Raw genomic sequence first — 13249 nt, 5'->3', positions numbered from 1 at the left:
TATGGCTACTGGACCGGTTGATCCCCGGTTATTGAGATACGCGTCGGCGGCGAGGTTCTTCCTCGTCGCCGGCGCCTTTCTCGCGCTCGCGCAGGTGGCTACCACAATTGGATTTGCGTGGGGTGTCGCACAGGGAATTAGCGGTGCTGTCTCTGGAAAGTCCCTTCACGAGTTGATTCCCTCTTTTCAACTCATCTTGGCGTCTGTGGCAGTCCGTGCTGTGGTGTTGTGGTTGATGGATCTTGCCGCCACCCGCGGAGCGGCGAAGGCCAAATCTCAGCTGCGTTTACGTGTGATGGCTGCAATAGCCAAACTTGGACCTCAGTGGATGGCAACACACAACTCTGCCCAGCTCACGACCATCATCGGTCGCGGCCTAGAGGCAATGGACCCCTATTTTTCTCGGTATTTGCCCCAGCTGATTCTGACGGGGTTAGCAACACCGGTTCTGTTGGTCGTTCTGTTCAGCGCTGATTTTGTTACGGGGCTGACTGTGCTCATCACGTTGCCCCTTATCCCGCTGTTCATGATTCTGATTGGCTGGGCAACTAGGAGTGTTCAAGAACAACAATGGCGCCAATTGACCACTCTGTCTTCAGGATTCCTCGATGTTGTCGAGGGACTCTCAACCCTCAAGATCTTTGGTCGTGCTCAGCGACAGTCTGAACACATTGAGTCGCTGACAGAGGATTACCGTAAGCGCACGATGAAAGTGCTGAGGATTTCCTTCCTCTCCGGGTTCACCCTGGAATTAATTGCTTCGTTATCGGTCGCACTTGTTGCCGTCTCTATCGGCATTCGATTGATTGATGGAAGTCTTGCCCTCTCCGTGGGATTGTTTGCGCTCTTGCTCACTCCTGAGGCATATCTGCCCATTCGAAACGTTGGTGCTCAATTCCATGCAGCAGCGGAAGGTGTCGCGGCGGCTGATGATGTCTTCGACATCCTGGACTCGGCAGATCACGAATCTGCGCACACTCCTCGAGCTCAGGGCTCATTAGATTCGGCCATTGTTGATAATGGAATCCGCCGTGATGATCGCGAACTCAGTGCAAACGGTCGAGAATTCATGGTTACTCTTTCGGGACCAACACCCGCGACCCAACTTAACCAAGGTCCTGCCTTCACGGTGAGGGGACTCAGTGTTCGCCTGGGAGACCGACAAATTCTGGACAACCTGACTGCAGAGTTCTTACCTGGCGCCATCACCGCAGTGGTGGGACCGAGTGGGGTAGGCAAGAGCACGTTGGTGAATGCCCTCATGGGGTTTGTACCTGTTCGAGGAGATATCGGGTGGGGCGACACATTCTTCACTGGTAGTGGTGTTGCCCGGGCAGAAATTGCCTGGGCCCCCCAATCCGCCAGTCTTGTCGCTGGGTCTATCTTCGAGAACATCTCCTTGGGTTCCAAGGGGACAATCGACTCAAAGCTGGTGCAACATGCTTGTGAACTCGCAGCAGTCAAAGACTTAGACCGTGAACTTGTGCTGGGTGTGGCAGGGGCTGGGCTTTCTGGAGGTCAAGCTCAGCGAGTGTCTTTGGCACGTGCGTATTTCCGAGCATTGACTCACAACACGCCCATTCTTGTTTTAGATGAGCCCACCTCAGCTTTGGATTCAGCAACAGAAAAGCGTGTTGTTGAAGGAATGCGCACCTTTGCCGAGAGCGGTCACACCGTGATTGTGGTCAGTCACCGGCCTGCAGTCATTGCTGCCGCAGACGCGATTTGTCAGCTCAAACTTGCATCTGAGGAGGTGAGCTCGTGAGTGGGGTGAAGGAAGTTCTCCGTTTAGCTCAACCTCCGTTGAGTAAATTTGCGCCAGGCGTTATTTTTGGCATTTTCTCTGCAGGAGCAGCTGTCTCTTTGCTGGCCGTCTCCTCTTGGTTGATCACTCGTGCCGGCGATATGCCCCCCATTATGTATTTGAATATGGCCATTGTGGGGGTTCGATTCTTTGCGCTCGCTCGAGCCTCATTCAGATATGTAGAACGTCTATCAAGCCACGATGCTGCATTCCGCTCACTCTCAACATTGCGAGTGGCTATGTATCGCCGATTAGTTCCGTTAGCGCCTGACGGGTTAGCGAGAACTCGTCGTGGAGATCTTCTTTCACGTCTCGTGGCAGATGTTGATCAACTCCAAGATCTCCCGCTTCGAGTTATTCAGCCTGTTGTGATCACACTAGTGGTGAGCCTAGGAAGCGTGATTGCGGTTTGGATGATTTTGCCACCAGCTGGGTTCGCATTGCTCATCGCTCTCGCCTTAGCCGGTCTTGCGGGGACTGTGCTCCAATCGATGCTCGCCTCTGGATCTGACCGGGCATTAGCCGGTGTGAGAGCTCAGCTGGATGACACCGTGATGGATGTCGTGTCACGACTTGATGTGCTTTCAGCCTTTGGGGCTTTGGATGGTCGCGTGACAGATGTTGCTCGAGCAGATCGTGAGCTCAGAGATGTTCAACTTCGTCGAGCGGTCTCATCGGGGGCTGTCGCGGCTGTACTTTCGCTGATTGCGGGTCTGGCAACACTCATTGCGCTGTGGATCAGCGTTCCACATCTTGTATTCCCCGCAGATGCCAATGAAACACCTGGTCTGGGCTTGGGAGTCTTCAGTGGCCCCTATTTAGCCATCGTTGTTCTAGTTCCGATGGCCGTCTTTGAGGTTTTCCAAACTTTGCCTCAAGCTTTGGGCGTCTGGCGAGCTGTGAAAACCAGTGCAACACGAGTTGCTGAGGTGACTCCGGAAACAATTCCTTCAGAAATCCCACGCGAAAACACGACACTCCCGATGGCAAACCTGGGAAGCTTTGACTCGCTCGAGTTATCTGGTGTGTCGGCGTCCTGGCCAGGGGCAGGCACTCCGGCCCTTCATCCCCTCTCGTTCACGCTTCGCGCTGGAGAATGCTTGCTGGTGGAAGGCCACAGTGGTTCGGGGAAGACGACGCTTGCCCACGTGCTGGTTAGATTCCTAGATCACTCTGGCCAGTATGCGATCAACGGTGTTGATGTTCGCTCACTCTCAGTAGAGCAAGTGCGGCAATACGTGGGATTGGTTGAACAATCACCTCACATGTTCTCTCAGTCCATCCGTCAAAATCTGCTCTTTGCACGCCCCACTGCGAATGACCAAGAACTCATGAGCGCCTTGAACCGTGTGGGCTTATCAGGGTGGGTTACCCAACGAGGGGGATTGGATGCCCAAGTTGGTGAAAAGGGAGCTTTGGTATCTGGCGGCCAAGCGCAGCGTCTTGGTTTAGCGCGCGCACTGCTGCATGATTTCCCGGTTCTCATTTTGGACGAGCCCACTGCCAATGTTGATCCTGGTCAAGCCGATGCACTCATGCGGGACGTGCTTGAGGCAAGTAGATCAGCTCACCGCGCAGTCATTGTGATTTCTCACGTTCCTGTCCCCGACACATTAGTGACATCAAAGCTGACTCTGAATTAGCTACTTGTTTCGAGGCAAGAAGTGTGGCACGTAAATCAACATCATGACGACACCCACGAGACCAGCAACTCCCGTAATCGCAGATGCAAGAGCCAATGAGAGTCCAGCAGTAATTGCAGCTATGCCCATCGGGGCAAGTGCAGCACCGGAGTCGGTGATAAATCTCCATGCTCCGAGGAAAGGTGCAGGGTTTCGTTTATCGGCGAGGTCTGACGCCAAGGTGAGCAAGATTCCTGAGCCGATGCCATTTCCCACGGCAAACAAGAACGCAGTGGCCACAAACCAGAACACATTCGTGCTCACATCATGCGTGACGGACAAAACGAAAAGTGCAGAGGACATCACAATCATGGACGGCACAATCGATGCCAAACGTCCCCATTTGTCCATGATCTGACCGCTCGAGAAGAACAACAAGAAATCAATCGCAGTGGCCAGGCCAATAATCAAGGCAGTATCCGCATCCTTGATGCCGATGCTTACCGCCCAGAGTGGGAAAATCACGGTTCGTCCTGACCGTAACGCCATTACCAAAGCTGATGCGACACCGAGACGTACGAGAACTTTTCTATTCTGAACAATGGTCGAGAACAGACCGTTGGTTTCCTGTTCCACTTCGAGTTCACCTGAGGTCACAGAGTGCCCTGAACTATCTCTCATCCGGGTGGCGCGACCAAAAGACTTCTCAGGATCTGGCATGAACAGTAGAACTGCTCCAGTAGCCAGGGTGAAGATCACCATGAGCCAGAAAGCGGCCAGGGGAGTGTGGGTCATTGCCAGCACAGCTGCACTGAGAAGAGGCCCCATCACTGCACCAGCGCGGAACATGCCGCCCAAGGTGGAGAGTGCTCGAGCTCTGTATTCAAAAGGCACAAAAGTGTTCAAGAAAGCATGCCGGGCAAGGGCAAAAGCACTCGTAGCGAGGCCGATAAAGAAAATGCCCACCCCCAACATGAAGGGATTCATGGCAGCAAGAGCAAGACCGCCACCAATCAGGGCGATCAATGTCGACCACAGCATGGCCATGCGCTCGCCGATGCGGGAAATGATCCAGCCGCTCGGGATATCGCCGAAAACGATTCCGAGGGTGAGCATGCCGGCCACTAATCAAGCTGTTGCCAGATTGGCTCCCACGTTCTGGGCAATGACGGGAACAATCGGGATAAAGGCAGCTTCGCCAGCCGAGAACAACAAGGTCGGCAGATAGACCGGCAGCGCTGCTTGTCGCAGTTGGAAGGGGGCGCTGGAATTGCTCATCTCGTGTACGAGCCTACGTCTCTCACTCGCGCCGGTAGGCTGGTCTCACAATGCTTGACCTTGATCTCTCCGAGCAGATTCGTGCTCTGCGCTCCACGTTTGCCGACATTCGTGCTGTCGTTGACGTCGACCGTCTTTCTGCGGAGATTTCCCGACTGAGCGAATTAGCGGAAGCCCCAGATCTCTGGGATGACACCGCAAACGCTCAGAAAGTCACCAGTGAACTGAGCCACCGCCAGGCCGAGCTGACCAAGATCAACAGTATTGTGGCGCGTCTGGACGACCTTGAAGTGCTGATCGAATTGGCCAATGAAGCTGGCGATGAAGACTCCGCCAAAGAAGCTGAAGCAGAACTCATCAGCATTACTGCCGTGCTGGGTGAGCTAGAAGTTCAAACCCTGCTCAACGGAGAATACGATTCCTATCCCGCCGTCATCACTATTCGATCCGGCGCTGGTGGGGTTGACGCTGCCGACTTTGCTGAGATGCTCTTGAGGATGTATCTGCGCTGGGCAGAACAGCACAATTACAAGGTCAACGTGCTCGACACGAGCTATGCCGAAGAAGCGGGTATTAAGTCCGCCACCTTCGAAGTGGATGCTCCCTACGCTTTTGGAACACTTTCGGTCGAGGCTGGAACTCACCGCTTGGTGCGAATGAGCCCGTTCAACTCAGCAGGTAAACGCCAGACCTCATTTGCTGCGGTAGAAGTTGTTCCACTGATGCCGGAGTCAGTGGCCATCGAAATTCCAGAAAATGACATTCGCGTGGATGTGTTCCGTTCCAGTGGCCCTGGTGGACAGTCTGTGAACACGACCGACTCGGCTGTGCGCATTACTCACATCCCGACTGGTCTGGTGGTGAGTTGCCAGAACGAGAAGAGCCAGATTCAAAACCGTGCTGCTGCCATGCGCGTTCTCACTTCTCGTCTGCTGCTGTTGCAGCGCGAGGAAGAGAACGCGAAGAAGAAAGAACTTGCCGGCAATATCACCGCAAGCTGGGGTGACCAGATGCGCAGCTATGTGCTTGCTCCCTACCAAATGGTGAAGGATCTCCGCTCTGAGTTCGAAGTGAATAACCCCTCGAACGTGTTCGATGGAGATCTAGATGGCTTCATTGCCGCCGGCATTCGCTGGCGAAAGTCAGCGGAATCTCAGTAGCTCACCGCGAGGGTTAACGAGAAGTGGGGCGCTGGTTTCCCAACGCCCCACGCCCTTGTCGTGATTTAGTTCAGATCGAAACGATCTGCGTTCATGACCTTGACCCATGCGGCGACGAAGTCCTCCACAAAGGCCTCCTGAGCGTCATCTTGGGCATAGACCTCTGCGTAGGAACGCAGTATGGAGTTTGAACCGAACACGAGATCTGCACGGGTTGCAGTGAACTTCACCTGGCCGTTTGTGCGGTTACGCATGTTGTAGAGGTTGCTTCCCGCGGGCTCCCAGACATAGGTCATGTCCGTCAGGTTCACGAAGAAGTCGTTGGTGAGCTGTCCGACGCGATCGGTCAAAACACCCTCGGCGGTGCCGCCATAGTTAGTTCCTAACACGCGCATTCCACCAACCAACACGGTCATTTCTGGAGCTGTGAGGCCCAGCAATTGGGTGCGGTCCAGCAAGAGTTCCTCAGCGCTGACGGTGTAATCCTTCTTCAGCCAGTTACGGTAGCCGTCGCTGATGGGTTCGAGAGGCTCGAACGATTCAACATCGGTTTGCTCCTGGGTGGCGTCGCCGCGACCTGGGGCAAAGGGCACCGTGACGGAGTGTCCTGCTGCGTGTGCAGCCAGCTCAACTCCAAGGTTTCCGGCCAAGACAATGACATCCGCCACACTCGCGCCGGTTTCTGCCGCGATGGGCTCCAAGACGGAAAGGACGCGCGCCAGACGTTCTGGCTCGTTTCCTTCCCAGTTCTTCTGAGGCTCCAGGCGAAGACGAGCACCGTTTGCTCCACCGCGCATGTCAGATCCGCGGAAGGTGCGGGCGCTGTCCCACGCGGTGCTCACCATGTCGGAGAGAGACAACCCGGCGGCTGCAATCTTGGCCTTAACAGCAGCCACGTCGTAGCTGGCATTTCCGGCAGGGATGGGGTCTTGCCAAATGAGGTCTTCTGCAGGAACTTCTGGACCGAAATAACGAACCTTGGGGCCCATATCGCGGTGGGTGAGCTTGAACCATGCACGCGCAAATACTTCGGAGAAGTAAGCAGGGTCGTTGAAGAAGCGTTCCGAAATTGCGCGGTAGGCGGGATCCTTGATCATCGCCATATCTGCATCGGTCATCATGGGCATGGCGCGCATCGAGGGATCCTCGACGTCGGCTGGCATGTCCTCTTCCTTGATGTTGATGGGCGCCCACTGTGATGCACCGGCTGGGGACTTGGTCAGCTCCCATTCGTATCCAAAGAGGAGTGTGAAGTAGCCGTTGTCCCAGGTGGTGGGGTGCGTGGTCCATGCACCTTCAATACCGCTGGTGACTGTGTCCCGACCGATACCTCGCGTGGTGTGGTTCATCCAGCCCAGACCCTGTTCGGAAATATCTGCTGCTTCAGGTGCAGGACCCAGCAGTGCAGCATCGCCGTTTCCGTGAGCTTTACCCACGGTGTGGCCACCGGCAGTGAGAGCGACGGTTTCTTCATCGTTCATCGCCATGCGAGCGAAAGTTTCACGAATCTGTGCGGCAGTTTTGAGCGGGTCAGATTTTCCGTTCACACCTTCAGGGTTGACGTAGATCAGACCCATTTGGACTGCAGCGAGGGGGTTCTCCATCGTGGAAGGATCCTCGAGGTTTCCGTAGCGAGAATCGCTGGGTGCGAGCCATTCCTTCTCGGCGCCCCAGTAAATGTCGAGCTCGGGCTGCCAGATGTCAGCGCGTCCGAAACCGAAACCAAACGTCTTGAGGCCCATGGACTCATACGCCACGTTTCCCGCAAGAATCATGAGGTCAGCCCAGCTGATTTTGTTGCCGTACTTCTTTTTGATGGGCCACAGTAGACGGCGAGCCTTGTCGAGGTTGCCGTTATCTGGCCAAGAGTTCAGGGGAGCGAAACGCTGGTTACCCGTTCCAGCTCCACCGCGGCCATCGGCCGTGCGGTAGGAGCCGGCAGCGTGCCATGCCATACGAATCATGAGTCCGCCGTAGTGACCCCAGTCGGCTGGCCACCAGGACTGGCTGTCTGTCATGAGGGCGGTGAGGTCTTGCTTCAGCGCATCAACATCGAGCTTCTTGAGCTCGGCGCGGTAGTCGAAGTCTGCTCCGAGAGGGTTTGACTTCGTGTCGTGTTGGTGCAAAATCTCGAGGTTGAGGGCATTAGGCCACCAGGACATGTTCGAGGTGCCCGTCGTTGTGTGTGCCCCATGAACGACGGGACATTTTCCTGCTGTATCCACAATTACTCCATTGATTTGATTCTGTGATGACCTCTGTCAACCAGGCCTTTATCTGTACTCAAGCTACCAAAGAACTCTCTTCGGAAGTCTGCTGTGTTCACTGATTCCCGACTGGGGGAAGGGAGGGTTTACTGCTCGACCGGGAGGGAATTGCTGCCCCCGTCGGGGACGAGTGCTGCTTGTCCCAGATGTAACCGGGCAAAATTCAACGTCTCCACGAGCAACGCAAGTCGATCTTCTTCCGATTTGGCTTTACGAGTGTTCACTTCTGCGACGACGTGGCCATCCCAGTCGCGGGCAGCGAGGTGTTGAAGTACTTCAGCCACCGGCTGTTTGCCATAGCCCGGCAGGAGGTGCTCGTCGAAGATGCGGTTTCCATCATCGGCATGTGAACCATCGGTGAGGTGGACATGGCGGAGGCGATCGCCGTAGTCGAGTGCAAGCTCAAGGCTGTCATGACCGGAGAGCGCCGCATGAGAAAAATCGAGTGTGATGGCGTCACAGTCCAGTTCGCGGGGATCTGGGCCGGGTGCATATGCCTGCATCTGGGAGTTCCGTACCTTCCAGGGGAACATGTTCTCGACCGCAATGGTGATGCCGGTATTCGCGGTGGTCTGGCGCACGATGTCGAGGAACTTCTCGGCATAGGTGGACTGCCAACGGAATGGCGGGTGAACAACAACGGTCGTGGCGCCGACGCTGGCAGCGAGCTCTGCGGACTTCTCGAGTTTGATCTGAGGGTCTCGTCCCCATACAAAGTGGGTGAGCAGGAGCACTGGTGCGTGGATAGAGAGAATGGGCATCTCGTAGGTGTCCATGAGCTGCTGGAGGCCTTCGGTGCTTTGGGTAACTGTCTCGCGCGTCACCATCACCTCAACGCCGTCATAGCCAGCCTTGCGCGCAAAACGGAAGCCATCTTCACAGGCCAGGGGATATACGCAGGATGCGCTCATGCCAACTTGAATCATTTGTTCCAGCCTAGTTCTGCTTTCTGGATGAATCAGGGGTGTTTTCCCTCCGCGCGCTGGGAGTTCACCGAGAGTTTGAACGGCGTAGACTTATCCTTATGCCAGAACACGACATGAAACCCCGTAGTCGCGACGTCACAGACGGTATCGAGAAAGCCGCTTCGCGCGGAATGCTCCGTGCCGTGGGTATGGGTGACGAAGACTGGGCCAAGCCCCAGATCGGTGTCGCGAGCTCATGGAATGAGATCACCCCCTGCAACCTCAGCTTGGACCGTCTGGCACAGGCATCTAAAGAAGGTGTCCACTCTGGTGGTGGCTACCCACTGCAGTTCGGTACGGTCTCTGTTTCTGACGGTATTTCCATGGGCCACGAAGGCATGCACTTCTCTCTGGTTTCTCGTGAAGTGATTGCTGACTCCGTCGAAACCGTCATGCAGGCAGAACGCCTCGATGGTTCGGTATTGCTTGCAGGTTGTGACAAGTCGCTGCCCGGCATGTTGATGGCCGCTGCGCGCCTCGATCTTGCCTCCGTATTCCTTTATGCAGGAACGATTGCTCCTGGTTGGGTTCGACTCTCCGACGGCACAGAAAAGAACGTCACCATCATCGATGCGTTCGAAGCTGTGGGTGCCTGCAAGGCTGGCACCATGAGCGAGGAAGACCTCGACCGTATTGAGCGCGCCATCTGCCCCGGAGAAGGCGCTTGTGGCGGTATGTATACCGCCAACACGATGGCCTCTGTTGCCGAAGCTCTCGGAATGAGCCTGCCTGGTTCTGCAGCTCCACCCAGCGCAGACCGCCGCCGCGACTACTACGCCCACCGGTCAGGTGAAGCAGTTGTCAACATGATCCGCAACGGCATCACCGCCCGCGACATCATGACCAAGAAGGCGTTCGAAAATGCCATCGCCGTCGTGATGGCTTTCGGGGGTTCGACCAACGCTGTGCTTCACCTTTTGGCTATTGCACGTGAAGCAGAAGTTGATCTCTCTCTTGAAGACTTCAACCGCATTGCGGACAAGGTTCCCCACATTGGTGACCTCAAGCCTTTCGGCCAGTACGTCATGAACGACGTGGACCGCGTAGGTGGCGTCCCTGTTGTCATGAAGGCTCTGCTGGATGCAGGTTTGCTGCACGGGGATGCCCTGACCGTGACCGGAAAAACCCTGGCTGAGAACCTGGCTGAGATGAACCTCATGCCACTTGATGGGGAAGTCATCCGCACACTGGACAACCCCATTCACGCAACCGGTGGTATTTCAATTCTTCACGGAACACTTGCTCCCGAAGGTGCTGTGGTGAAGACCGCGGGCTTCGACCTCGAACTATTCGAAGGCCCCGCTCGCGTTTTTGAGCGCGAACGTGCAGCCATGGATGCTCTCACCGAAGGCGCGATCAACAAGGGTGACATCATCGTTATTCGCTACGAAGGCCCCAAGGGTGGCCCCGGTATGCGAGAGATGCTTGCCATCACGGCAGCGATCAAGGGTGCAGGCCTGGGTAAAGATGTCCTACTATTAACAGACGGACGATTCTCAGGCGGCACAACCGGACTGTGTATCGGACATATAGCTCCCGAGGCAGTTGATGGTGGACCCATCAGCCTCGTGCGCGATGGTGATCTCATACGGGTCGATATCGCAGCTCGGTCGCTCGACTTACTCGTCGACGAATCAGAGCTCGAAGCTCGCCGAATCGGCTGGGCTCCGCTCCCTCCGCGTTACACCCGCGGTGTACTGGCTAAGTACGCCAAGTTGGTGCACTCCGCATCCGAGGGTGCGATTACCGGGTAACGACGCCCCATCACTTTTCGCCTTCCTACTAAGGGATTCACGATGTCTACGGAATCACTCCCCACTACGACGCCCACTGCGGCTTCCACCGCGCCTGCAATCTCAGGTGCAGAGGCAGTTGTTCGCACGCTGGAACTGCTCGGTGTGACCGATGTGTTCGGTCTGCCCGGTGGTGCCATCCTCCCGGTCTATGACCCGCTCATGGACTCCAAAAAGTTGCGTCACATTCTGGTGCGCCACGAACAGGGCGCGGGCCACGCCGCACAAGGATATGCGTCGGCCACGGGGAAGACCGGTGTCTGCATCGCGACCTCTGGTCCCGGGGCAACAAACCTTGTGACTGCTATCGCCGATGCCTACATGGACTCCGTCCCTCTGCTGGCCATCACTGGTCAGGTGTTCTCCCACCTCATGGGTACCGATGCATTCCAGGAAGCAGACATTGTCGGTATCACTATGCCGATCACGAAGCATTCGTTCCTCGTGACCAAAGCTGAAGACATTCCCGGCACGATTGCTGCGGCGTATCACATCGCCTCAACGGGTCGTCCAGGTCCTGTCTTGGTGGACATCACCAAGGATGCTCAGCAAGCAGAAGCTCCCTTCGTCTGGCCTGCCATGCTCGATCTGCCGGGATACCGTCCCGTCACCAAGGCACACGGCAAGCAGATTCAAGCTGCTGCGGACCTCATCGTGGAATCGAAGCAGCCTGTCTTCTACGTCGGTGGTGGAATCATCCGTTCCGGCGCGTCGAGGGAACTGCTCGAACTCGTTGAGTTGGTGGGTGCACCCGTTGTGACCACTCTGATGGCCCGTGGTGCATTCCCCGACAGCCACGAGAACCACCTGGGTATGCCGGGTATGCACGGAACCGTTCCTGCTGTGTTGGCACTGCAGGAATCTGACCTGCTCATCACCTTGGGTGCACGTTTTGATGACCGCGTAACCGGTAAAGCTTCGCTGTTCGCTCCGAACGCCAAGGTGATTCACGTCGACATTGACCCTGCTGAAATTGGCAAGATTCGTGCCGCTGAAGTTCCTATCGTGGGAGACCTCAAGGATGTCATCAGCGACCTGATCGATACGTACAAGGCAACTCCTGCCGCGAAGGATCTGGACATCACCGAATGGTGGTCAACACTGAATTCATTGCGCAAGGAATACCCCTTGGGTTACTCCACTCCCACCGATGGACTCCTTGCCCCTCAGCACATCATCACCCGCATCGGTGAGCTGTCAGGTCCAGACGCGATCTTTGCCTCTGGAGTCGGTCAGCACCAGATGTGGGCTGCCCAGTTCATCAAGTACAACCGCCCTAACTCGTGGTTGAACTCTGGTGGCGCGGGAACCATGGGGTACTCCGTGCCTTCCGCGATGGGTGCAAAGGTCGGCGAGCCTGACCGTGTGGTCTGGGCAATCGATGGCGATGGCTGCTTCCAGATGACCAACCAAGAGTTGGCCACTTGCACCATCAACAACATCCCCATCAAGGTCGCCATTATCAACAACTCATCGCTGGGTATGGTTCGCCAGTGGCAGACCCTGTTCTATGACGGTCGTTACTCCAACACTGACCTCAACACCGGTCACGACACCGTTCGTGTTCCCGACTTCGTCAAACTTGCAGATGCATACGGTGCCCTGGGTATTCGTGTGACCAAGGAAGAAGAAATTGACGCCGCGATCAAGCTGGCGCTGGAAACCAATGACCGTCCCGTCGTGATCGACTTTGTCGTGAGCGCAGACGCCATGGTGTGGCCCATGGTACCGCAGGGTGTCAGCAACAGCTACGTTCAATACGCCAGAGACCACGCGCCCACCTGGGACACGGACGAATAAGGGGAGTGACATTATGAGCACACACGTTCTGAGCCTCCTTGTTGAGGACAAGCCGGGTCTGTTGACTCGTGTTGCTGGCCTGTTCGCCCGTCGTGGATTCAACATTGAATCCCTCGCGGTAGGTCACAGCGAAATTGAAGGACTCTCTCGTATCACCGTGGTGGTAGACGTAGATAACCTTCCCCTCGAGCAGATCACCAAGCAGCTGAACAAGCTTGTCAATGTGATCAAGATCGTGGAATTGGATCCCGAGCAGTCTGTCTCTCGTGAGCACATGCTGATCAAGGTGCGTGTGGACAACTCCACTCGTTCCCAGGTCCTCGAAGCCGTCAGTCTGTTCCGCGCTCGCGTAGTAGACGTGGCCACCGATGCCCTCGTGATTGAGGTCACCGGCAACTCGGCAAAGATTTCTGCTTTCCTCAAGGTTCTTGAACCCTACGGAATCAAGGAAATTGCTCAATCTGGTGTTCTGGCTATCGGTCGCGGTAGCAAGTCCATTACTGAGCGCGTTTTCAAGAACTAACCCTTTACAGATTTTCCATACCTACAAACAAGGAGAA

10 protein-coding genes are annotated in these 13249 nt (G+C 55.9%); 6 read left to right on the top strand and 4 right to left on the bottom strand.

Annotated elements, in window-relative coordinates:
- Position 1: 1 nt before the first annotated feature.
- Both cydD and cydC read left to right on the top strand, forming a co-directional pair.
- Entirely contained in the window at positions 2-1765 is a 1764-nt protein-coding gene (gene cydD, locus M2119_RS07470; protein ID WP_280804302.1) for a thiol reductant ABC exporter subunit CydD, read from the top strand.
- Positions 1762-3447: a thiol reductant ABC exporter subunit CydC gene (cydC, locus tag M2119_RS07465; RefSeq protein ID WP_280804301.1), complete on the top strand. Its 1686-nt coding sequence runs from the start codon at positions 1762-1764 to the stop codon at positions 3445-3447. The genes cydD and cydC overlap by 4 nt, the downstream gene beginning before the upstream one ends.
- Here the strand turns inward: cydC and M2119_RS07460 are convergent, their stop codons facing one another.
- On the bottom strand, positions 3448-4542 hold the full coding sequence (locus tag M2119_RS07460; protein WP_280804300.1) for an MFS transporter: 1095 nt from the start codon (positions 4540-4542) through the stop codon (positions 3448-3450).
- A 12-nt stretch (positions 4543-4554) separates the two neighbouring features.
- A complete protein-coding gene (locus M2119_RS07455; RefSeq protein ID WP_280804299.1) occupies positions 4555-4704 on the bottom strand; it encodes a hypothetical protein in 150 nt (49 codons plus the stop codon).
- A 50-nt stretch (positions 4705-4754) separates the two neighbouring features.
- On the opposite strand from M2119_RS07455, the gene prfB reads away from it, so the two are divergent.
- Positions 4755-5864: a peptide chain release factor 2 gene (prfB, locus tag M2119_RS07450; RefSeq protein WP_280804298.1), complete on the top strand. Its 1110-nt coding sequence runs from the start codon at positions 4755-4757 to the stop codon at positions 5862-5864.
- 65 nt (positions 5865-5929) lie between these two features.
- Here the strand turns inward: prfB and katG are convergent, their stop codons facing one another.
- Complete coding sequence (gene katG / locus M2119_RS07445) at positions 5930-8089, bottom strand: catalase/peroxidase HPI (RefSeq protein WP_348520948.1); 2160 nt, start codon at positions 8087-8089, stop codon at positions 5930-5932.
- Between the two features lie 128 nt (positions 8090-8217).
- On the bottom strand, positions 8218-9057 hold the full coding sequence (locus M2119_RS07440; protein ID WP_280804297.1) for a sugar phosphate isomerase/epimerase family protein: 840 nt from the start codon (positions 9055-9057) through the stop codon (positions 8218-8220).
- 98 nt (positions 9058-9155) lie between these two features.
- Between M2119_RS07440 and ilvD the strand changes: the two genes are divergently transcribed.
- Genes ilvD through ilvN form a run of 3 tightly spaced genes read left to right on the top strand, consistent with a single transcriptional unit; the run spans position 9156 to position 13212 of the window.
- Positions 9156-10850 (top strand): dihydroxy-acid dehydratase, encoded by a 1695-nt coding sequence (ilvD, locus tag M2119_RS07435; RefSeq protein WP_280804296.1) that lies wholly within the window; start codon positions 9156-9158, stop codon positions 10848-10850.
- 42 nt (positions 10851-10892) lie between these two features.
- A complete protein-coding gene (locus M2119_RS07430; RefSeq protein ID WP_280804295.1) occupies positions 10893-12689 on the top strand; it encodes an acetolactate synthase large subunit in 1797 nt (598 codons plus the stop codon).
- A gap of 13 nt (positions 12690-12702) precedes the next feature.
- The gene (gene ilvN, locus M2119_RS07425; RefSeq protein ID WP_280804294.1) at positions 12703-13212 is read left to right on the top strand and encodes an acetolactate synthase small subunit; all 510 of its coding nucleotides are present in this window, start codon (positions 12703-12705) and stop codon (positions 13210-13212) included.
- Positions 13213-13249 lie beyond the last annotated feature (37 nt).

Source organism: Aurantimicrobium minutum (assembly GCF_029894165.1).
In the GTDB taxonomy this organism is placed as follows: domain Bacteria; phylum Actinomycetota; class Actinomycetes; order Actinomycetales; family Microbacteriaceae; genus Aurantimicrobium; species Aurantimicrobium minutum_A.
The sequence above is the reverse complement of the archived record's forward strand: the minus strand, read 5'-3'. Positions and strand labels throughout refer to the sequence as shown.

Excerpts from the sequence above, each read along its gene's own strand:
- cydD (WP_280804302.1), top strand. The coding sequence starts at position 2 with ATGGCTACTGGACCGGTTGATCCCCGGTTATTGAGATACGCGTCGGCG.
- M2119_RS07460 (WP_280804300.1), bottom strand. The coding sequence starts at position 4,542 with ATGCTCACCCTCGGAATCGTTTTCGGCGATATCCCGAGCGGCTGGATC.
- M2119_RS07455 (WP_280804299.1), bottom strand. The coding sequence starts at position 4,704 with ATGAGCAATTCCAGCGCCCCCTTCCAACTGCGACAAGCAGCGCTGCCG.
- prfB (WP_280804298.1), top strand. The coding sequence starts at position 4,755 with ATGCTTGACCTTGATCTCTCCGAGCAGATTCGTGCTCTGCGCTCCACG.
- M2119_RS07440 (WP_280804297.1), bottom strand. The coding sequence starts at position 9,057 with ATGATTCAAGTTGGCATGAGCGCATCCTGCGTATATCCCCTGGCCTGT.
- ilvD (WP_280804296.1), top strand. The coding sequence starts at position 9,156 with ATGCCAGAACACGACATGAAACCCCGTAGTCGCGACGTCACAGACGGT.
- M2119_RS07430 (WP_280804295.1), top strand. The coding sequence starts at position 10,893 with ATGTCTACGGAATCACTCCCCACTACGACGCCCACTGCGGCTTCCACC.
- ilvN (WP_280804294.1), top strand. The coding sequence starts at position 12,703 with ATGAGCACACACGTTCTGAGCCTCCTTGTTGAGGACAAGCCGGGTCTG.